This is a genomic window from Shinella yambaruensis, assembly GCF_022899355.1.
Taxonomy (GTDB): Bacteria; Pseudomonadota; Alphaproteobacteria; order Rhizobiales; family Rhizobiaceae; genus Shinella; species Shinella yambaruensis.
Genome location: NZ_JALJCK010000003.1, coordinates 235670 through 256625, shown reverse-complemented (window position 1 = coordinate 256625; position 20956 = coordinate 235670). Strand labels below are relative to the sequence as shown.

Annotated in this window: 17 protein-coding genes; 3 read left to right on the top strand and 14 right to left on the bottom strand. The window is 66.2% G+C overall.

Annotation, left to right across the window (positions count from 1 at the left end; genetic code table 11):
* Positions 1-43: 43 nt before the first annotated feature.
* The 8 genes from MUU56_RS08415 to MUU56_RS08380 all read right to left on the bottom strand — a co-directional run bounded on the left by MUU56_RS08415 (position 44) and on the right by MUU56_RS08380 (position 10410).
* A complete protein-coding gene (locus MUU56_RS08415) occupies positions 44-2218 on the bottom strand; it encodes a TonB-dependent siderophore receptor (RefSeq protein WP_244766862.1) in 2175 nt (724 codons plus the stop codon).
* 142 nt (positions 2219-2360) lie between these two features.
* A complete protein-coding gene (locus tag MUU56_RS08410) occupies positions 2361-2534 on the bottom strand; it encodes a DUF1328 domain-containing protein (RefSeq protein WP_244766861.1) in 174 nt (57 codons plus the stop codon).
* 382 nt (positions 2535-2916) lie between these two features.
* Complete coding sequence (locus MUU56_RS08405) at positions 2917-4344, bottom strand: gamma-aminobutyraldehyde dehydrogenase (RefSeq protein ID WP_244766860.1); 1428 nt, start codon at positions 4342-4344, stop codon at positions 2917-2919.
* A 115-nt stretch (positions 4345-4459) separates the two neighbouring features.
* Entirely contained in the window at positions 4460-5275 is an 816-nt protein-coding gene (locus MUU56_RS08400) for an ABC transporter permease (RefSeq protein ID WP_064330641.1), read from the bottom strand.
* Entirely contained in the window at positions 5265-6215 is a 951-nt protein-coding gene (locus MUU56_RS08395) for an ABC transporter permease (RefSeq protein ID WP_244766859.1), read from the bottom strand. Before MUU56_RS08395 ends, MUU56_RS08400 begins: the two co-directional genes overlap by 11 nt.
* Positions 6212-7207 carry an ABC transporter ATP-binding protein gene (locus MUU56_RS08390; protein ID WP_244766858.1) on the bottom strand — a complete coding sequence of 332 codons (996 nt, stop codon included), beginning with the start codon at positions 7205-7207 and terminating at the stop codon, positions 6212-6214. Before MUU56_RS08390 ends, MUU56_RS08395 begins: the two co-directional genes overlap by 4 nt.
* Positions 7208-7451: 244 nt before the next feature.
* Entirely contained in the window at positions 7452-8612 is a 1161-nt protein-coding gene (locus MUU56_RS08385) for an ABC transporter substrate-binding protein (RefSeq protein WP_244766857.1), read from the bottom strand.
* Positions 8613-9501: 889 nt separating this feature from the next.
* Complete coding sequence (locus tag MUU56_RS08380) at positions 9502-10410, bottom strand: LysR family transcriptional regulator (protein ID WP_133032813.1); 909 nt, start codon at positions 10408-10410, stop codon at positions 9502-9504.
* 210 nt (positions 10411-10620) lie between these two features.
* Here MUU56_RS08380 and MUU56_RS08375 point away from each other — a divergent pair, with 210 nt between their 5' ends.
* From MUU56_RS08375 to MUU56_RS08365, 3 genes are read left to right on the top strand one after another with little or no spacing between them, the layout of a single operon-like run.
* Positions 10621-11532: an alpha/beta hydrolase gene (locus MUU56_RS08375; protein ID WP_244766856.1), complete on the top strand. Its 912-nt coding sequence runs from the start codon at positions 10621-10623 to the stop codon at positions 11530-11532.
* Complete coding sequence (locus MUU56_RS08370; protein WP_244766855.1) at positions 11529-11945, top strand: ACT domain-containing protein; 417 nt, start codon at positions 11529-11531, stop codon at positions 11943-11945. The genes MUU56_RS08375 and MUU56_RS08370 overlap by 4 nt, the downstream gene beginning before the upstream one ends.
* Positions 11945-12295: a PAAR domain-containing protein gene (locus MUU56_RS08365; protein ID WP_244766854.1), complete on the top strand. Its 351-nt coding sequence runs from the start codon at positions 11945-11947 to the stop codon at positions 12293-12295. Before MUU56_RS08370 ends, MUU56_RS08365 begins: the two co-directional genes overlap by 1 nt.
* 229 nt (positions 12296-12524) lie before the next feature.
* On the opposite strand, the gene MUU56_RS08360 is transcribed toward MUU56_RS08365, so the two are convergent.
* The 6 genes from MUU56_RS08360 to MUU56_RS08335 all read right to left on the bottom strand — a co-directional run bounded on the left by MUU56_RS08360 (position 12525) and on the right by MUU56_RS08335 (position 20818).
* A complete protein-coding gene (locus MUU56_RS08360) occupies positions 12525-14156 on the bottom strand; it encodes an ABC transporter ATP-binding protein (protein WP_244766853.1) in 1632 nt (543 codons plus the stop codon).
* Positions 14149-14976, bottom strand: a complete 828-nt coding sequence (locus MUU56_RS08355) for an ABC transporter permease (protein ID WP_244766852.1) — start codon at positions 14974-14976, stop codon at positions 14149-14151. Before MUU56_RS08355 ends, MUU56_RS08360 begins: the two co-directional genes overlap by 8 nt.
* Complete coding sequence (locus tag MUU56_RS08350) at positions 14973-16082, bottom strand: ABC transporter permease (RefSeq protein ID WP_280530980.1); 1110 nt, start codon at positions 16080-16082, stop codon at positions 14973-14975. Before MUU56_RS08350 ends, MUU56_RS08355 begins: the two co-directional genes overlap by 4 nt.
* Positions 16082-17671, bottom strand: coding sequence for an ABC transporter substrate-binding protein (locus MUU56_RS08345; protein ID WP_244766850.1), 1590 nt, complete (start codon positions 17669-17671; stop codon positions 16082-16084). The genes MUU56_RS08350 and MUU56_RS08345 overlap by 1 nt, the downstream gene beginning before the upstream one ends.
* 277 nt (positions 17672-17948) lie before the next feature.
* On the bottom strand, positions 17949-18731 hold the full coding sequence (locus tag MUU56_RS08340; RefSeq protein WP_244766849.1) for a carnitinyl-CoA dehydratase: 783 nt from the start codon (positions 18729-18731) through the stop codon (positions 17949-17951).
* A complete protein-coding gene (locus MUU56_RS08335; RefSeq protein ID WP_244766848.1) occupies positions 18728-20818 on the bottom strand; it encodes an acetate--CoA ligase family protein in 2091 nt (696 codons plus the stop codon). Before MUU56_RS08335 ends, MUU56_RS08340 begins: the two co-directional genes overlap by 4 nt.
* Positions 20819-20956: the final 138 nt, after the last annotated feature.

Below are 20956 nucleotides of genomic sequence, written 5' to 3'. Positions count from 1 at the left end.
GAAAGCGGTCTCGCCATCGTGGGTGGACGGCGCCGTCAAGCGCTTACCAGGAATATTTCAGGCTGCCGATGACCGTACGGCCCTGGTCTCGGTAGCAGAAGCCGGCCGAGCAGACGGCATCCTGGCGGTCGAAGAGGTTCGTCGCGTTGACCTGCAGCTTCAGGCCGGCGAAGTCCTTGTCGATGGCGGCGAAGTCGTAGTCGATCGACGCATCGACGAAGGCGCGCGCCTTGTTCTTCATGCTGTTGGCGTCGTCGCCGTAGCTTTCGCCGGTGAAGCGGACGCCCGCGCCGAAGCCGAGACCGGCCAGCGCGCCGTCTTCCGGCATGGTGTAGTGCGCCCAGAGCGAGGCCATGTGGCGCGGCACGGAGGAGACGTCGTTGTTGACGGTGCCGGCCGGGCCGTCGATGATCTTCGCCTGGGTATAGGTATAGGAGGCGATCAGCGACAGGCCGTTGTCGAGGCTGGTGGAGGCTTCAAGCTCGACGCCGCGCGAGCGCAGCTTGCCGCGCTGGACCTGGATGTTGGCCGGGCCGGTCGGCAGGTCGACGACCTCGTAGTAGAGGCCGTTGGTCTGGTCGATGTTGAAGAGCGCGGCGGTCAGCAGCGTGTTGCTGTCGGGCAGCAGGTACTTCACGCCCACTTCCTGCTGTTCGCTCTCGGTCGGCTTGAACGGGTTGCCGGTGGCAAGGTTCACGCCGGCATTCGGCGAGAACGCGGTCGAGTAGCTGGCATAGGGGGTGATGCCCCATTCCGTCTCGTAGGTCACGCCGGCGCGCCAGGTGAAGGCGCGGTCGCTCTGGTTGATCGTGTCGAGCGCGCCGGAGGCGAGGTCCGTGTTGTCGGTGTCGGTCGAGACCCAGTCGTAGCGGCCGCCGAGCGTGAAGGTCAGCGCGTCGTAGCGGATCTGGTCCTGCAGGTAGATGCCGGTGATGAACTGGTCCTGCACGCTCTTGGTCTGGAAGCCGATCGGGTCCGTCGGGCGGCCGCGCGTCGGGTCGGTGGTGTCGAGCGGCGGCGTCACGCCGTAGCCGTTCAGCGACTTCCAGTAGATCTTGGTGAAGTCGATGCCGGTCAGAAGCGTGTGTTCCAGCGCGCCGGTCTCGAACTTCGCTTCGAGCTGGTTGTCGATCGTATAGGTGTTCATCCACTCTTCGAACGAGCCGGCGCTGCTGTCGAGCAACGTCGGGTCGGCGGCGTTCGGCTGGTAGGCGAAGGCCCAGTCGGCGTCGATGTTGAGCCAGGAGGCGCGGGCGTTCTGGCGGAAGGTGAAGACCTCGTTCAGGCGATGCTCGAACTCGTAGCCGATGCGGCCCTGGTTCTGCACGGAATCGTTGAAGGCCGGGTTGCCGGCGAAGAAGTCGCTCACTTTGCCGGTGATCGGATCGTAGTAGTAGGCCGCCGTGCCGCCCGTCTTGGTGCGGGAATATTCGCCGAGGATGGTCAGCTTGGTGTCCTCGTCCGGCTTCCAGGTGAAGGCCGGCGCGATGTAGGCGCGGTCGTCGGGAACGCCGACCTGCTCGGTATCGGCGCTGCGCAGCAGGCCGGTCAGGCGATAGTAGACCGGATCTTCCTCGTTGATCGGGCCGGAAAGGTCGAACTGGCCCTGGTAGCGGTCGTGGCTGCCATATTGCAGCTGGATCTCGCGCAGCGCCTCTTCCGTCGGGCGCTTGCTGATGAGGTTGTAGAGGCCGCCGGCGCCGGAGGCGCCGTAGAGCGCGGAAGACGGGCCGCGCAGGATCGAGACGCCTTCCAGGCCATAGGGTTCCGTCTTGAACAGCGAGGAGCCGGCGCCTGGCTGGCGCAGGTTGTCGCGGAAGACGCCCGTATAGGTCACGTCGAAGCCGCGCACGGTGAACGAGTCGAAGCGCGGGTCGAAGCCGTAGCCGCCGATGCGGGTGCCGGGCGTATAGGCGAGCGTGTCGAGCAGGGTCTGCGGGTTGCGGTCTTCCAGCTGCTGCTGCGTGACCGAGGAGATCGACTGCGGCGTCTGGATGAAGGGCGTGTCGACCTTGGCGCCCGTCGCGCTGCTCTTGCCGACATAGCCGTCCGCCGTGATGACGCCGCCGCTGCCGCCGTCGACGACGATGTCCTCGAGCACGGTCGCGCCGCCCGCCGTCGTCGTCCCTTGGTCCTGCGCAAGGGCGACCGAGGCGAGCGTGAGGAGGGACGTGCCGGCGAGCGCCAGGCGGAACATCGTGCGGGAGGACGTGTGCATGCAGGTGACTTTCTGAGGAAGCGGATCGATAACGTGACCGTTTTTATCAGGATTTCATCTGCTGCAACGAATTATATGACTAGAAACATCAGGATTTAGCCTGTGTTGCCGGGAAGCAACACAGGCTGTGGACGGTCTGCACTCAGAAGGCGAGGCTACCGGCCATCAGTGCAAGCACAAGGAAAATCAGGAAGATGACGAGGGCGATGGCGAAGAGCACCTTGGCGATCGTCGCTGTCGCGGCGGAGACGCCGGAGAAGCCGAGAAAGCCGGCGATCAGCGATATGACGAGGAAGATGAGTGCCCATTTCAGCATGGCGATGCCTCCGATTGTGTCGGAGTAAAGACGCGTTAGGGCTGAAAATGTTCCCGGAAGGAGCCGGCGCCCGTCCGTACCCAAAAGGGCGGGCGCCCCCCTCTGCCCTGCCAGGCATCTCCCCACGAAGGCCGGGCAATCGCCTATGGGGCAGGACGATGCCGCATCCCCTTCTCCCCCGCGGGGAGAAGGTGGCCCGAAGGGTCGGATGAGGGGGTGGCTCTGACGGATCGTTTACGCCTCCGATCCTCCCCCTCATCCGCCTGCCGGCACCTTCTCCCCGCGGGGGAGAAGGGAGTCGCGGCGACGATTGCAGTCTATCTGCGATTGCCCGGCCCTCGTTGGGGGAGATGCCGGGCAAGCAGAGGGGGCAGCCCCATGGTCAGCCGTGGCTGACCATCACATGGCGCACGGCGGTATAATCCTCCAGCGCATAGATCGACATGTCCTTGCCGTAGCCCGACTGCTTGACGCCGCCATGCGGCATTTCCGTCGTCAGCATGAAGTGCGTGTTGATCCAGGTGCAGCCATATTGCAGGCGGGCGGCGGCCTTCATCGCCTTGCCGATGTCCTTCGTCCAGACGGAGGAGGCGAGGCCGTAGTCGCTGTCGTTGGCCCAGGCGATGGCCTGGTCCGCCTCGGAGAAGCGGGTGACGGAGACGACGGGGCCGAACACTTCGCGGCGCACGATCTCGTCGTCCTGCGTGGCGCCGGCCACCACCGTCGGCTGGAAGAAGTAGCCGTCGTCGCTGCCGGCCCGGCCGCCCGTGGTGATCTCGATGTGCTTCACCTCGGCGGCGCGCTCGACGAAGCTCGCCACCCGGTCGCGCTGGCGCTTGGAGATCAGCGGGCCGATCTCGTTCAGCGTGTCGTCGGGGTCGTTGTACTTGATGGTGGAGACGGCGGCCGAGAGGTCGGCGACCAGCTTCTCGTAGATGCCGTCCTCGGCGTAGATGCGGCAGGCGGCCGTGCAGTCCTGGCCGGCATTGTAGTAGCCGAAGGCGCGGATGCCCGAGACGACGGCGTCCAGATCCGCATCGTCGAAGACGACGACCGGGGCCTTGCCGCCGAGTTCCAGATGGGTGCGCTTGACGGTCTTGGCCGCCGCCGCCAGCACTTTCTTGCCGGTCGCCACATCGCCGGTGATCGAGACCATGTTGATTTTCGGATGGTTGATCAGCGCATTGCCGACCGTCTCGCCGCGGCCGAGCACGATGTTGACCACGCCTTCCGGCAGGATGTCGGCCAAAAGCTTCGCCATCTTCAGCGCCGTCAGCGGCGTCTGCTCGGAGGGCTTGAAGACGACGGTGTTGCCCCCGGCAATCGCCGGCGCCAGCTTCCAGGCCATCATCATCAGCGGATAGTTCCACGGCGCGATCGAGCCGACGATGCCGATGGGATCGCGCCGCACCATCGAGGTGAAGCCGGGCAGGTATTCGGCGGCGACCGGGGCGCTCAGCGAGCGGATGGCGCCGGCGAAGAAGCGCCAGCAGTCGATGATGGCCGGCAGCTCGTCATTGCGGGCGGCGTTGATCGGCTTGCCGCAATTGAGCGCTTCGAGGGCCGCGAAGGCATCGGCGTCCTTCTCGATCGCGTCGGCGATCCTCAGGAGATAGCCGGAGCGTTCCGCGGGCGTGGTGGTCGCCCAGGAGACGAAGGCCTTTTCGGCGGCGTCGACGGCCGCGTCGATCTGCGCATGGGAGGCCTCCGGCAGGTCGACGATCTTCGCGCCGGTCTTCGGGTTCAGGATGTGCTCCTCGGCCTCGGTGCCGGCTTCGAAGCGCGAGCCGATCAGCATCTGGGTGTCCATGGCGTGTTCTCCGTTGTTGAGGAGCGAATGGCGAATAGCGAGTAGCGAATAGTTTTGGGCCGGCTGGCCGTCATTTTCCTCTATTCGCTACTCGCTACTCCCTGTTCGCTCATGTTCATTTTCCGGCGCCTGCGACCTGGTCGCCGTCGCGGGTGAGGTAGTAGGCGCCGAGGATCGGCAGGAAGGTGACAAGCACCACGACCATGGCGACGACGTTGGTCACCGGGCGCTGGCGCGGGCGCACCAGTTCCTCCAGCATCCAGATCGGCAGGGTCGATTGCTGGCCGGCGGTGAAGGTGGTCACGATCACCTCGTCGAAGGACAGCGCGAAGGCGAGCATGCCGCCGGCAAGCAGGGCCGTGCCGATGTTCGGCAGGATGACATAGCGGAAGGTCTGGAAGCTGTCGGCGCCGAGGTCCATCGAGGCCTCGATCAGCGAGCCCGAGACGCGGCGGAAGCGGGCGACGGCATTGTTGTAGACGACCACGACGCAGAAGGTGGCGTGGCCGAGCACGATCGTCCAGAAGGAGAAGGGGATTTCCGCGAACGAGAAGGCCGAGCGTAGCGCGATGCCGGTGATGATGCCGGGAAGGGCGATCGGCAGGATGACGAGCAGCGAGATCGTCTCCCGGCCGAAGAATTTCGTACGGGAAACGGCAGCGGCGCACAGTGTGCCGAGCACGAGGGCGACGGCGGTGGAGATGGACGCGACGCGCACGGAAAGCCCCATCGCCTCCCAGACGTCCGGCCGGTTCCAGGTGACCGCGAACCATTTGAGCGTATAGCCCGGCGGCGGGAACTGGTAGCTCTTCTCTTCCGTCGTGAAGGCGTAGAGGAAGATGAGCAGGATCGGCAGGTGCAGGAAGGCGAGGCCGAGGCCTGCGGCGATCTTGAGGCCGAGCGGGGCGGAGGTGTTTCTGTCAGAGCGCATCGAAGGCCCCCTGTCGCTTGGCCATCCACAGATAGAGGCCCATGATGACGATCGGCACGACGGAGAAGGCGGCGGCGAGCGGGATGTTGCCGGCCGTGCCCTGCTGGGCATAGACCGCCTGGCCGATGAAGAGCCGCGACGAGCCGATGATCTGCGGGATGATGTAGTCGCCCAGCGTCAGCGAGAAGGTGAAGATCGAGCCTGCGATGATGCCGGGCAGGGCGAGCGGGAAGAGCACGTGGCGGAAGGTCTGCGCCGGGTGGCCGCCGAGATCGGCGGAGGCCTCGATCAGGTTGCCGGGCACGCGCTCCAGCGCCGCCTGGATCGGCAGGATCATGAAGGGCATCCAGACATAGATGAAGACGATGAAGGTACCGGTATAGCTGATCGACAGCGACGAGCCGCCGACGACGGGCAGCGAAAGCCAGGCATCGAGCAGCCAGGAAAGGTGGAGCTTGGCGAAGAACCAGGTGACGATGCCTTCCTTGGCGAGGATCAGCTTCCAGGCATAGACCTTGACGAGATAGCTCGACCACAGCGGCAGCATGACGCCGAGATAGAAGACGACCTTCCATTTTCCCTTCGCATAGCGCGCCGCGTAATAGGCGATGGGAAAGGCGATGGCGGCGGAGGCGAGCGTCACCAGCGCGGCCATCAGCACGGTGCGCAGGATGATGTCGAAATTCGAGGGTATGAGCAGCTGCCGGTAGGTGGCGAGCGTGAACTCGTAGTTGATCAGCCCGGAAAAGTCGTCGATCGAGAAGAAGCTCTGCAGCAAGAGCGCGAAGAGCGAGCCGAGATAGATGATGCCGAGCCAGAGCAGCGGCGGCGTCAGCATCAGGAGCAGCAGGATCTTCGGGTTGCGCCAGAAGAAATCGGAAAGCCGCCCGGAGGTGCCTTCGCGGCGCGCGAGGATGGAGGTGTCGGCGACGATGCTCATCGGGCACCGTCCATCGGGTGCAGGTCCTGCGGCAGGAAGGAGAGGGTGACCGTCTCGCCGAGCGCCGGCGGGGCGGTGGAGGCCGGTGTCATGGCCGCAACGCGCGCGCCCGCGGCCTCGACCGTCACGCGGTTCGCCGCGCCGAGGAAACTGGTCGCGACGACGCGGCCGGCGAAATTCTTGCGGCCCGGGCCATCCCCGAGCGTGATCGCCTCCGGCCTCAGGCTGGCATAGCTGTCGCCGAAGCCGAGAGTACGGACGAAATCCGGCGGCAGCACGTTGGACGAGCCGACGAAATCGGCGACGAAGCGCGTCTTCGGCCGCTTGTAGACCTCTTCCGGCGTGCCGAGCTGCTGGATCCTGCCATCGCTGAACACGGCGATGCGGTCGGCCATCGACAGCGCCTCGCCCTGGTCGTGGGTGACGAAGACGAAGGTGATGCCGAGCGATTTCTGCAGGGATTTCAGTTCCTCCTGCATCTGCTCGCGCAGCTTGAGGTCGAGCGCGCCGAGCGGTTCGTCCAGCAGCAGCACGCGGGGCCGGTTGACCAGCGCCCGGGCGAGCGCCACGCGCTGGCGCTGGCCGCCGGAGAGCTGGCCGGGCCGGCGCGCGCCGTAGCCGGGCAGCTTCACCATGGCAAGCGCCTCCTCGGCCGCCTTCAGCCGCTCGGCCTTGCCGACGCCCTTGACCATCAGCCCGTAGGCGACGTTCTCGAGGATCGAGAGATGCGGGAAGAGGGCGTAGTCCTGGAACACCGTGTTGACGTTGCGCCGGTAGGGCGGCACGCCCTCCGCCGTCTCGCCGAAGATCTCGATATGGCCCGACGTCGGCTGCTCGAAGCCGGCCATCAGGCGCAGGCACGTCGTCTTGCCGGAGCCGGACGGTCCCAGCATCGCGAAGAATTCGCCCTCGGCGATGGCGAGATCCACGCTGTCGACGGCACGCACGGCGCCGAAATGGCGGGAGACTTGCTGGAACAGGACGGCGGTCATGGGGGACTCCGGTTTGTCTTGGGCGATGGGCGCTGTACTGCGCCGATCGCAGAAAGTGGCGTGGGAGGAGGACGGCGCGTCTATCCGATCTCCCCCCTTGTGGGGGAGATGCCCGGCAGGGCAGAGGGGGGTAGTCCCGCCCGCTCCGTAACATTTGCCGCTTCGCGGCCACCCCCCTCTGTCGCCTTCGGCGACATCTCCCCCTCAAGGGGGGAGATCGGGGAGTATGCCGCGCCGTTTTACCTCAACGCCCGCCGATCACGCCGATATAGTCGGAGACCCAGCGGTGATACGGCACGCATTCCCCCTGGCTTTCGCACTTGGTCACCGGCGTGCGCCAGAAGCGGATCTTCTCGAAATTGTCGAAACCGTTGGTCGAGCACCCCTCGTCGGTCAAGAGCGCATTGCCCTTGCAGGCCGCCGGGACCGAGGGAACCGCGCCGAACCAGGCGGCGGCATCGCCCTGCACCTTGGCGGAAAGCGAATGCTCCATCCACATATAGGCGCAGTTCGGATGCTGGCTTTCGGCATGCAGCATGGTCGTGTCCGACCAGCCCGTCACGCCCTCTTCCGGGAAGGTCGAGGCGATCGGCTGCTTTTCCGCCTGCATCAGGTTCACCTGGAACGGCCAGGAGCCGGAGGCGACGACGCCCTCGTTCTTGAAGTCGTCGATCTGGATCATCGCGTCGTGCCAGTAGCGGCCGACCAGCGTGCGCTGGACGCGAAGCAGGTCGAGCGCGGCCTTGTACTGGTCCTCGTTGAGTTCGTAGGGGTCCTTGATGCCGAGGTCCGGCTTGTGCGCCATCAGGTAGGTCGCGGCGTCGGCGATGTGGATCGGGCCGTCATAGGCCTGCACGCGGCCCTTGTTCGACTTGCCGTCCGGCAGCGTCATCTCTTCGAAGACGACCTTCCAGCTCGTCGGCGCCGCGTCCTTGAAGGCCTCGGTGTTGTACATCAGCACGTTCGGCCCCCAGAGATAGGGCGTGCCGTAGTGCACGCCGTTCACCGTGTGCCAGGGCGCGTTCTGCAGGCGCTCGTCGACGGTCTTCCAGCTCGGGATGAGGTCGGTGTTGATCGGCTGCACGCGCTTGCCCGCGACGAGGCGGAGCGAAGCATCGCCCGAGGCGGTGACGAGGTCGAAGCCGCCCTCGTTCATCAGCGCCACCATTTCATCCGAGGTGGCGGCGGTCTTCACCGTCACCTTGCAGCTCGTCTTCTTCTCGAATTCGGTGACCCAGTCATAGTTCTTGTCCGTCTCGCCGCGCTCGATATAGCCGGCCCAGGCGACGATGGAGACTTCGCCCTCGCCGGGCCCGAGCTCCTTCAGCGGCTCCTGGGCGATGGCGGCGGTGGCGAAGGCGAGCGAAAGGGTAAGCGCGGTGCAGGAATGCAGAAGTCGCTTCATGACAGTCTCCCGGTTTGGTCCGCTTGTCTGCGGTATTGTTCCCGGATGAGAAGGTGCCGCGCTTTCGCCGCTTTCGCAAATTCATTAATCAGAATGCCGGTATCGGAAATTCCGAAAGCGGCGAGGGCGTACCGCGTCTTGTGGATCCTCGGGTCAAGCCCGAGGATGACGAAAGAAGAGAGGATTAGGGCTGAAGCAAGGGAGCCGGATGCCGCACCGGCAAAGGGGCTGGCAACCTCTCCTCCTCTCCGTCATCCTCGGGCTTGACCCGAGGACCCACGCCCCACGGCACGCCCTCGCCGCCAAAAAACACGCCCCGCATTTTCCCCACCCCTCAACCCCGTGCCTACAATCCTCCCATCCCGCCGCGGATACACCGCAAGGCGTTGCGGCGAGGCGGGGTCGGCGCGGGGCGTGAGGGGGCGACGCACACCTTGACGCACCGGGCGCGCGGAAAATGGTCTCCCTCCGGCGAAACGGGGGAAATGGCGGGGCGTCGGACCGGACCGCCGTTTTGCCCCGATCACGTCGCCGGGCGTGCCTGTGTGGCACACAACATGGCGGCTGCACCATGCGGCGTCCGGGGGCTTCCCCCCCGCTCGCATGGCGCAGTGGAAGACGGTGCCGACCGGCAGTCGTGGCTGCGGCACCGTGAACCCTGAGGGCGTGCATGACCCCTTCTTCGGAAGGGCGCGCCACCGTTCCCACGTACCCCGCCATCGCAGAGAGGCCGAAGTCGCGGGCAAAAACCGCCGAACGGGGCGCTGGACGGTGCCGCATACAAACATTCAGTCGAGGCAGCCTCCAGCGCCCCGTCCGAATGCTCCCGCAAAACCCCGGCGCGCTGGCGTGCGGGGATGAAGCCGCAGGAAGAGGTTCGATGCCGCCGCTACCGTCCCCGACCGCTCCGCAGCGCCTCGGCCAGCCCGACGAAATCCCTTGCCGCCTGCGGCAGGCTGGAGCCCTTGCGCCAGACCATGCCGACCTGCACGACGGGAAGCGCCCCCGACACGTCGCGGCTTTCGATGCGGTCGCCTTCCAGCGACCAGGGGCGATAGACGAGGTCGGGCAGGAGCGCGATGCCGGCGCCTGTCGCGACGAGGCTGCGCACCGCCTCCACCGAGCGGGTGCGGAAGGCGACATGCGGGCGGGCGCCGAGCGCGGTCAGCAGCTTGCCGGTGTTCTCCTCGATTTCGTCGACCGTCAGCATGATCAGCGGCTCCTTGGCGATGTCGCTGACGGAGATGATGTCGGCCGAGACGAGCGGATGGCCGATCGGCAGCCAGAGGCGGTAGGGCGAGGTTTCGAGGATCTCCGCCTGCAGCGCCATGCGGTCGCGCAGGTTCGAGATGACCATGACGGCGACGTCCAGCTCGCCGCCGACCAGGAGATGCTCCAGATAGGAGCCGTTGTCCTCGATGGCGCTCACCTCGATGCCGGGAAAGGCGCGGCGATAGCGCGAGAGCAGGTCCGACAGCACGTAGCCGGCGACGAGGGAGGTGACGCCGAGATTGAGCTGGCCCTTTTCCGCCGTGCGGTTGTCGGAGAAGGAGCGGCGGGCATCCGAGACGTTCGCGAGGATCTTCGTGGCGTGGCGCAGGAACTGGTGGCCGTTGTGCGTCGTCGTGAGGCCGCGCGGATGGCGCTCGAACAGCTCGACGCCGAGGTCGGATTCGAGCTCCTTGATCGCCTCGGTGATCGAGGATTGCGAGATCGAGAGGTTTTGCGCCGCGCGCGTCACGGAACCCTGCTCCGCGACGGCGACGAAATATTGCAGTTGCCGGAAGGTGAACGCCATGGCGACAGTTAATATGCCCGGCGCGGGCGAGGCAAGCGCCGAAAATTCCTTGGGAAAGCCGCGGACGGGACAGGCGCGCGGGGCGCGCGCTGCTATGATCCCCGCCATTTCCAGCCGGGGCAGCGCCGCTCCGGCACCGGACAATGCGACAGGACACGCCCCGGCGCCCATTCCGTCACGCCGGAACGGCGCCGGCAACGAGGAGCCGCCATGACCGAACGCCCCATGCCGACCGAGGAGGGCATCCTGGCCTTCCACAAGCGCTGCGAGGATTTTTATCCAGCCGATGCCGTCGACGCGGATATCGGGCAGCAGCGCGGCTGGTACGATGCGCTCTGCGCCGCCTTCGACGCGCCGCCGCCGGCGGGCATGATCAAGCAGGACGGTGTCATCGCGGGGCGCATCCCGGTGCGCCGTTATCGCCCGGCGGCGGTGACGAGCGCGACGCGGCTTTTCTACATCCACGGCGGCGGCTTCGTCGTCGGCTCGCTCGACAGCCATGATGCGATCTGTGCCGAGCTTTCCGAGGCCGCGGGCGCCGAGCTCGTGTCCGTCGATTACCGCCTGTCGCCGGAGCATGTCTGGCCCGCCGCTTTCGACGATTGCTGGGCCGTGCTGATCGAGCTTCTCCTGGAAAGCCACCCGGTCGTGGTGGTCGGCGACAGCGCGGGCGGCAACCTTGCCGCCGGCATCGTGCTGAAGGCGCGCGACGAGGGGCTGACGGGCATTGCCGGGCAGGCGCTGGTCTATCCGGGCCTCGGCGGCGACCTCGCCTCCGGCTCCTATCTGGAGATGGCCGAGGCGCCGGGTCTTTCGACCGCCGACGTCGCCTATTACCGCGAGGTCTACAAGGCGCCGGAGGAGGCCGTGCATGCCTTCCCGTTGCGGGCGGAAAACCTTGCCGGCCTGCCGCCCGCCTTCATCACCGGCGCCCATTTCGATCCGTTGCGCGACGATGCGCGGGCCTATGCGGCGCGGCTGGCGCTTGCCGGTGTTCCGGTGGAGTTTCGCGAGGAGAAGCAGATGATCCACGCCTGGCTGCGCGCGCGATTCATGAGCGCGGGAGCGAAGGCCGGTTTTGCGGCGCTGTGCGATGCCGTGCGCCGGATGGCGAATCCATGAGCGGGATCACCGATCTCGACGCATTGCTGGCGACGATGGAGCCGGCGCTGGCGGACGGGGCCTTCGTCTATGCCTGCGTGCCGGCCGGGGATCTGGAAGACCATCTTTCTCGCGGGCCGGTCGGTCTCTTCCGCGAGGCGGAGGGCGTGACGCTGATCCTGCCGGCCGAGGCGGCGGAAGGGCTGGCGGCAAGCCCGCCGATGCGGATGATCACGCTCACCGTGCACTCCTCGCTGGAGGCGGTGGGGCTGACGGCGGCCTTCGCGACGGCGCTGACGGGGCAGGGGATCAGCGCCAACGTGGTTGCCGGCTACCATCACGACCATATATTCGTGCCGGAGCGGGATGGCGAACGGGCATTGGAAACGTTGCGTGCGCTGTCGCGTGCGGCGCGTGAAAAGGGAGACAGATGATGAAATCTTTGCGGTTTGCGGGTGCCTTTCTGGGCTTCGCTCTCGGGGCGGCGGGGCCGTCCGTTTCCGTGGCCGAGGATGCGCCGCAGCCCATTCCATCCTGCGCCATGTCCGGTTCGAAGAGCGTCTTCATCGGCGGTGCGCCGGCGCTGCGCCTCTCCGACGTGGTGAACTGCCCGCCGGAACTCTACGAGATCGTGCCGAGCATCATGATCGAGGGCCAGCCCATGGTGAAATTCCGCACGGGCGTCGGCGAGAAGGGCAATTGCACGGCGCGTGGCGAGGAGACGGTAATGGCCGAAGGCGAATCGGCCAGCCGGCTGGGGGATGTGGCCTGCACGCAGAATTGAGTGGAGCTATGCAGTTCATGGAGCTGTCTTGTTTTGCTAAACCTCGCTCCATTCTCCATCGTCATCCGCGGGCTTGACCCGAGGATCCACCATCCGCAGGTACCGGGATGGTCGTCTGTAAGCGCCGGGACTGCCGCGTGGATCCTCGGGTCAAGCCCGAGGATGACGAGTGGAGAGGCTTGAGCGAGCTCTCAAAAGTCAGACGGGCGGCCTTGGCCGCCCGCTTCCGTCAGTTGCCGGCGCTTTCCATGCGGCGTGTCGTCAGCACCTTCTCCAGCCAGCCGATCTCCATTTCGGGGACCGATTTCAAAAGCAGGTCGGTGTAGTCGTCGAAGGGCGGCGAGAGCACCTTCGATTTCGGGCCGAAGCGCACGAGGCGGCCGCGGTGCATCACGGCCACCGAATCGGCGATGGCGCGCACGATGGCGATGTCGTGGGTGATGAACATGTAGGAGACGTGGGTCTCGTCCTGGAGTTTCAGGAGAAGCTTCAGGATGCCTTCGGCCACCAGCGGGTCGAGCGCGGAGGTCGGCTCGTCGCAGAGGATGAGCTCCGGCTGGGCCGCCAGCGCCCGTGCGATGGCGACGCGCTGCTTCTGGCCGCCGGAGAGCTCCGCCGGATAACGGTCGGCGAAGCGGCCGCCCATCTCGATCTGCTCCAGCAGTTCCTTCACCCGCTCGGTCTTCCTGGCCCCGCGAAGGCCGTAGTAGAAGGTGAGCGGCCGGCCGATGATGTCGCGCACCGTCTGGCGCGGATTCATCGCGGTATCGGCCATCTGGTAGATCATCTGGATGCGGCGGAGCTGGTCGTTCGTCCGGCCCTTCAGCGCCCGCGGCAGAGGCGTGCCGTCGAAGCTGATCGTGCCCTCCTGCGGCGGCAGCAGGCCGGTGATGACGCGGGCGAGGGTGGACTTGCCGGAACCGGATTCGCCGACGACCGCGAGCGTCTGGCCCTTCGGCAGGTGCAGCGAGACGTTCTGCAGCACCTTGAAGCCGTTGGAATAGCCGGCGGTGATGTTGTCGACCTTGAGGAGCGTGTCCGACTGGTCGGGCGCCTCCTCGCGCTTGGTGCCGCGCACGTTGACCAGCGCCCGGGTATAGTCCTGCGTCGGCGCCTCGATGATCTGCTTCACCGAGCCGTATTCCACCATCTTGCCGTGCCGGAGCACGAGGATGTCGTCCGTGATCTGCGCGACGACCGCAAGGTCGTGGGTGATGTAGAGCGCGGCGGTGTGGGTCTCCTCGATGGCGTGCTTGATGGCGGCGAGCACGTCGATCTGCGTCGTCACGTCGAGCGCGGTGGTCGGCTCGTCGAAGACGATGAGTTCAGGGTTCGGGCAGAGCGCCATGGCGGTCATGGCGCGCTGGAGCTGGCCGCCGGAGACCTGGTGTGGATAGCGCTGGCCGAAGGTTTCCGGGCTTGGCAGGCCGAGCACCTTGAAGAGGTAGAGCGCGCGCTTTTCCGCCTCCGCACGGCCCATGACGCCGTGCTTCAGCGAGGCCTCGATCACCTGCTCGCCGAGCCGGTGGGCAGGGTTGAAAGCCGCTGCCGCGGACTGCGCGACGTAGCAGACCTTGCAGCCGCGCACCTTGCGGATGCCGGCCGGACCGAGCTTCAACAGGTCCTCGCCGTTGAGCTTGACCTCGCCGCCGGTGATGCGCACGCCGCCGCGGCCATAGGCGAGCGCGGTGAGGCCGATGGTCGACTTGCCGGCGCCCGATTCGCCGATGAGGCCGAGCACCTTGCCCTTTTGCACGTCGAAGTTCACGCCTTCGACGAGCGTCACGGTCTTCGGCGGTTCGCCCGGCGGATAGCTGGTCGCCTCGATCTTGAGGTTGCGGACGGAAAGAAGATCAGGCATCGCCGCGCCCTCCCTTGAGGCTGGAGGTTCGTTTCATCAGCCAGTCGACGACGAGGTTGACGCAGATGGCGAGCCCGGCGATCGCCCCGCCCGGAATGAGGGCTGCGGAAATGCCGAAGATGATGCCGTCCTTGTTGTCCTTCACCATGCCGCCCCAGTCCGCCGCCGGCGGCTGGATGCCGAGGCCGAGGAAGGAGAGGGTGGAGAGGAAGAGGATCGAGAAGGCGAAGCGCAGGCCGAATTCGGCGAGCAGCGGCGAGAGCGTGTTGGGCAGGATCTCCCGGAAGATGATCCAGCCCGTGCCTTCGCCGCGCAGCCTTGCCGCCTCCACGAATTCCATGACCGCCACGTCGAGCGCGACGGCGCGGCCGATGCGGTAGACGCGGGTACTGTCGAGGACCGCCATCACGAGGATGAGGATCCAGAGCTGCTGCGGCAGCACGGCGAGCACGACGAGGGCGAAGATCAGCGTCGGGATCGCCATCATCAGATCGTTGAAGCGCGAGAAGGCCTGGTCGACGAACCCGCCCGTCACCGCCGCCGTGAAGGAGAGCAGCATGCCGAGCGAGAAGGAGAGCACGGTCGCCGCCAGCGCTACGAAGATCGTGGTGCGCGCGCCGAAGATCAGCCGCGAGAAGAGGTCGCGGCCGAGATTGTCGGTGCCGAGCAGATGGTCGCCGCCCATCGGCTGCCAGACGGCGCCGACGATCTGGCTTTCGCCATAGGGGGCGATGAGCGGGGCGAAGAGGGCGCAGAAGACGGCGAGCAGGATGCCCAGGATGCCGACCCATGCGCTGATAGGGATGGTGGAAAGTCTCATCGCGGGTGCCTCAATCTGGGGTTCGCGACGATCGCGAGGATGTCGGCGAACATGTTGAGGAAGATATAGAAGGCGGCGAAGATCAGGCCGCAGGCCTGCACCACCGGCATGTCGCGCACCGTCACGGCGTCGACCATGTACTGGCCCATGCCGGGATAGACGAAGACCACCTCGACGACGACCACGCCGACCACGAGATAGGCGAGGTTGAGCGCGATGACATTGATGACCGGCGCGACGGCGTTCGGCGCCGCGTGCCTGGCGATGATGCGCAGGCTCGAAAGCCCCTTCAGCTCCGCCGTCTCGACATAGGCCGAGGACATGACGTTGAGGATCGCCGCCCGCGTCATGCGCATCATGTGGGCGAGCACGACGAGGACGAGGGTGGCGGTCGGCAGGGCGATGGCCGACAGGCGCTGGCCGATCGTCATCGAATCGTAGACCGTCGCCGGGAAGGTCGCGACGCCCATCTGCACGGCGAAGAACAGGATCAGGAGGTAGCCGACGAAGAATTCCGGCAGCGAGATCGCCGCCAGCGAGATGACGTTGATGATCTTGTCGGGCATGCGGTTGCGGTATTGCACCGCGAGCATGCCGAGGCCGACCGCGAGCGGCACCGAGATGATCGCCGCGAAGAAGGCGAGGAACAGCGAATTGCCGAGGCGCTTGCCGATCTGCTCGCTGACCGAGTTCTTGGACGCCCAGGAATTGCCGAAATCGCCCTGGATCGCGCCGCCGAGCCACTTGAAGTAGCGTGTGGTGGCCGGCTGGTCGAGGCCGAGGTCCTTGCGGATGTTCTCGATGGCCTGGGGCGTTGCGGACTGGCCGAGATAGGTCGTCGCGAAATCGCCCGGCAAGGCTTCCACGCCCCCGAAGATCATCAGGGACACGGCGAAGAGCAAGGCCACGCTGAGCGCGAGGCGTTGCAGGATGAGCGCAACCAGGGGGCTGCTCTTGCTGAGTTTCGCCCAGAACGAAGGCGTGCCTTCGTCGACGGGGGCTCCAGTGGACGCAACCGACCCGGCAACGCCGGCAGACTGCGGGGCTTCGCCCGCAGCCGCCGTTGCTGTCAGCTCCGGACCGTGCGCCGGTCCGTTGCCGGTCATCAGGCGTCGAGCCACACGCGGGTTGCGACATATCCGTTCGACATGTCGTTGCCGATGTCGTGGACGTAGCCCTTCACGTTCTTGCCGCAGGCGTTCACGAAGTCGTTGAACATCGGCAGGATCAGGCCGCCCTCGTCACGCACCATCATGGCCATGGTGCGGTACATGTCCTTGCGCTTGGCCTCGTCGAGTTCCGAGCGGGCCTCGAGCAGCAGCTTGTCGAAGTCCTCGCGCAGGAAGCGGGTGTCGTTCCAGTCCGCCGTCGAGAGATAGGCGGTGGAATACATCTGGTCCTGCGTCGGGCGGCCGCCCCAGTAGGAGGTGGAGAAGGGCTGGACGTTCCAGACGTTCGACCAGTAGCCGTCGCCGGGCTCGCGCTTCACCTCGATCTCGATGCCGGCCTTCTTGGCGCTTTCCTGGTAGAGGACCGCGGCGTCGACGGCGCCCGGGAAGGCGACGTCCGACGTGCGCAGGAGGACCGAGCCGCTGTGACCGGACTTCTTGTAGTGGAAGGACGCCTTGTCCGGGTCGTAGGCGCGCTGCTCGATGCCTTCGGGGAAGAGGGCATAGGTCTCGTTGATCGGGAAGTCGTTGCCGACCTTGCCGTAGCCGCCGAGCACCTTCTCCAGCATGGTCTCGCGGTCCATCGCATATTTCAGCGCCAGGCGCAGATCGACATTGTCGAACGGCGCCGTGTTGCAATGCATGATGAAGACGTAGTGCCCGCGGCCGGAGGTGGAGAGGATTTCCACGGTCGGCGCGCGCTTCAGGAGATCGACCGTCTTCGGATCGACGCGGTTGATATAGTGCACCTGGCCGGAGGAGAGCGCGGCGATGCGGGCCGTCGCGTCGTTCATCGCGATCATCTCGATCGTGTCGACGAAGCCGCGGTCCTGGCGCCAGTCGTCCGTGTTGCGCTCGAAGGTGGCGCGCACGCCCGCCTCGAAGCTCGTCACCTTGTAGGGGCCGGTGCCGATCATGGCGTTCGGATCGTCGAGGCCGCCGTTCGGCTGGATGACGAGATGGTAGTCGGTGAGCAGCAGCGGCAGGTCGGCATTGCCTTCCGTCAGCACCAGCACCAGCTTGTCGCCGTCGGCCTTGATTTCCTTGATCGACTTCATGACGCCGAGCGCGCCCGATTCCGACTTCTCGTCGGTGTGTCGCTGCAGCGTCTTGATGACATCATCGACGGTCAGTTCCTTGCCGTCGTGGAATTTCACGCCCTTGCGGATGTTGAACGTCCAGGTCGAGGCGTCGGCGGAAGGTTCCCAGGATTCGGCGAGCGCCGGCACGGGCTGGCCGGTCAGCGGCTCGGATTCGACGAGCATGTCGCCCCAGTTCCGGCCGACGACGAACATGAACTGGGAGAGCGCCTTGGCCGGATCCTTGGAGTCCGTCGCGGCGGCGCCTTCCAGGCCCAGTTTCAGATTGCCGCCGCGCTTGGGTTCCTGCGCCTTGGCCGCGGTGTCGAAGAGGGTGCCGGCGGCGGCGAGCGTGATGCCGAACGCGGCGGCGCGACCCATGAATTCGCGGCGGTTCATCCTGCCGAGCGTGACCTGGCTGGTGAGATATCTGGTGTAATCAGTCATTCCCCTGTTCCCTTTCGCTGGCCCATTCGTGGGCATTTGTCGTTATGATTGGCAGGATTTCTGTTTTTGTCCTCAAAGGCAACCTTGCAACCGGCTTTTTATGGCGGTGGCAATGCATTTCCGTCTCCCGAAAGCCTCCTCTTTCTGCCGTGGATGCGGCGCTTTGTTCATAAGCTACCCACGCAGAAGCCGCGTGTAACGTCCTAAATTATCTATTCCTGCCACAAGCTGAGCTTATGGAGGAACGCGGATCGCGCCCGATGCAGGGGCGCTTCTCCTATCGCCCCTTCCAGACGGGATCGCGCTTTTCCGCGAAGGCGCGGGCGCCTTCGAGCTGGTCCTCGCTGGAATAGAGGATATCGACCGTCCGGAATTGCCGGCGGGTGATCTTGTTCATCGTCGCCTGGAAGGTCTCGCCCTCGGCGGCGCGCACCACTTCCTTGATCGCGGCATAGACGAGCGGCGGGCCGCTTTCGAGCAGGCGCGCGAGCTCCCAGGCCCGGTCGAGCAGCTTTTCCGCGGGCAGGATCTCGTTCACGAAACCCCAGCGATGCGCCTCCTGAACATCCAGCCAGCGACCGGTCAGCAGCATGTCCATGGCGATGTGGTAGGGGATGCGCTTCGGCAGCTTGATCGAGGCGGCGTCGGCCACCGTGCCGGAGCGGATTTCCGGCAGGGCGAAGGTCGCGTGCTCGGCCGCGAGGATGAGGTCGGTGGAGAGCGCGATTTCAAGCCCACCGCCGCAGCAGATGCCGTTGACGGCGGCGATGATCGGCTTGTTGAGGTCGCGCAGTTCCTGCATGCCGCCGAAGCCGCCGACGCCATAGTCGCCATCGACCGCGTCGCCCGCGGCGGCGGCCTTCAGGTCCCATCCCGGACAGAAGAATTTCTCTCCCGCGCCGGTGACGATGGCGACCCGCAGGCTCTCGTCGTCGCGAAAGTCGGCGAAGATCTTTCCCATGATGCGGCTGGTCGCAAGGTCGATGGCGTTCGCCTTTGGACGATCGATCGTCACTTCCAGGATGCCGCCCTCGCGGCGCTGTCTTATCGGTCCGGTCATGGGTTTTTCCTCAGACGGATCAGCGCATCGGCCGCGACGACACCGTCGCATTCCGGCAGCACCATTATTGGATTAATGTCCAGTTCTTCGATTATTGAAGCGTTTGAAACGACATAGGATGCCGCTGATGCGACGGCGGCGACAAGGGCGTCGATATCGCCCTTCGGCGCGCCGCGATAGCCGCCGAGCAGCTTTGCGACCTTGAGGCCGGATATGGCGTCTCGGATGGCCGTTTCGCTCGTCGGCAGCGTCAGGATCGCCGAATCCTCGAGCAGTTCGACGAGAATTCCGCCCGCGCCGATCGTCAGGACGGGGCCTGCCACCGGATCGCGCATCGCGCCGACGATGAGTTCGGCGACGGGCTTGCCCACCATCTTCTCGATGAGGAAGCCGGAGGCGACGCCGGCCATGGCCTTCGCGGCCTCCAGCACGGCCTCGCGGCTCGCAAGGTTCAGCTTGACGGCCCCGGCCTCGGTCTTGTGCGCGACGCCGAGGCCCTTCAGCACGACGGGGAAGCCGAGCGTTTCGGCGGCGTCGGCGGCCGTGTCCGCCGTCTCGGCGACAAGACCCTTCGGCACCGGCAGGCCATGGGCAGCAAGCGCCTGCTTGGCCTCATGCTCGGTGAAGGTGACGGGCTCGCCTTCGCCGGCCGGCGCCTTGAGGAGCGGCCGAGACTGCGGACCGGCCCAGGCTTCGCCGATGCCGGCGGCGGCGTCGGCGGCGGCAAGCGCCTCCTCGATGCCGTAGAAGGGCACGACGCCGTTCCGCATCAGCATCTCGGCCGTTTCCTCCGGCATGTTCTCGCCCATGCTGGCGACGATGCCGGCATTCGCGCCCGCGGCTTTCGAGGCGTCGATGACGGCGTGGCAGGTGGTGACCCAGTCGGCCGCATCGCAGCGGTCGAGGCGGGGGAAATCGAGCACGACGAGGTTCAGGCCGTAGCCGCCCCGCATCATCGTCGTGAAGGCGGCGGTCTGCTTCTCGCGGTTGCCCCAGACGAAGGTATGGTAGTCGAGCGGGTTGGAGATCGTCACCATCTGGCCGAGCGTTTCGCGCAGCGGCTGGCGCTGGAAATCTTCGAGCGCGCGATAGTTCACCTTTCGCTTCACCCCGGCATCGGCCATCAGCGAGGCCTCGCCTCCCGAGCAGCTCATCGAGGAGATGTCGTGGTTCGGCAGGGGGCCGGCGACATGCAGCAGCTTCAGCGTTTCCAGAAGCTCCGGCAGCGTCTCGACGCGGCCGATGCCGAGACGGGCGAGGAGGGCCGAGGAGACCGCGTCGTTGCCGGCGAGGGAGGCGGTGTGCGAGACGGTGGCGAGCTGCGCCTGTTCCGACTTGCCGACCTTCAGCGTGACGACCGGCTTCTTCAGGTCGCGGGCGCGCTGGCCGAGGCGTTCCAGCGCTTCGAGGCTGTCGAAGCCCTCGATATGCAGGCCGACGGCGGTGACGCGCGGGTCTTCGAGGACCGCGCAGGCGAGATCGGCAAGGCCGGTCTGGGCCTGGTTGCCGGCGGTCAGGATATAGGCGAGCGGCAGGCCGCGCTGCTGCATGGAAATGTTGCAGGCGATGTTGGACGACTGGGTGAGGACGGCGACGCCCTTGTCGATGCGCAGCATGCCGTGCTGGTCGGGCCAGAGCAGCGCGCCGTCCAGCATGTTGATGAAGCCGTAGCAGTTCGGCCCGAGGATCGGCATGCTACCTGCGGCCGCAACCAGCGCCTTCTGCAGGTCGTCGCCATCGGCAAGCTCGCTGACGGCCTCGCGGAAACCGGAGGCGTAGCAGACGGCCCCGCCCGCGCGGCGGGCCGCAAGGTCGCGGATGATGCCGATGGTCAGCTCACGGTTGACGCCGACGAAGGAGGCGTCCGGCGCGCCGGGCAGGTCGGCGACCGAGCGGTAGCATTTGCGGCCGAGGATCTCCTCCTCGCGCGGATGCACCGGCCAGATTTCGCCGGAGAAGCCCATCTTGTCGCACTGGTAGATGACGCGGCGGGCTTCCTTGCCGCCGAAGACGGCGATGGATTTCGGGCGGATGAGGCGGTCGAGGGGGCGGGTCACGGCTTTACCCCCCTCTGCCCTGCCGGGCATCTCCCCCTCAAGGGGGGAGATTGGATGGGGGACCGTTTAACCCACCGCCGGCGTTGCCGATCAAGCGGAGTTTTCGCCTCCTGCCGATCTCCCCCCTTGAGGGGGAGATGCCCGGCAGGGCAGAGGGGGGTGTTGCGG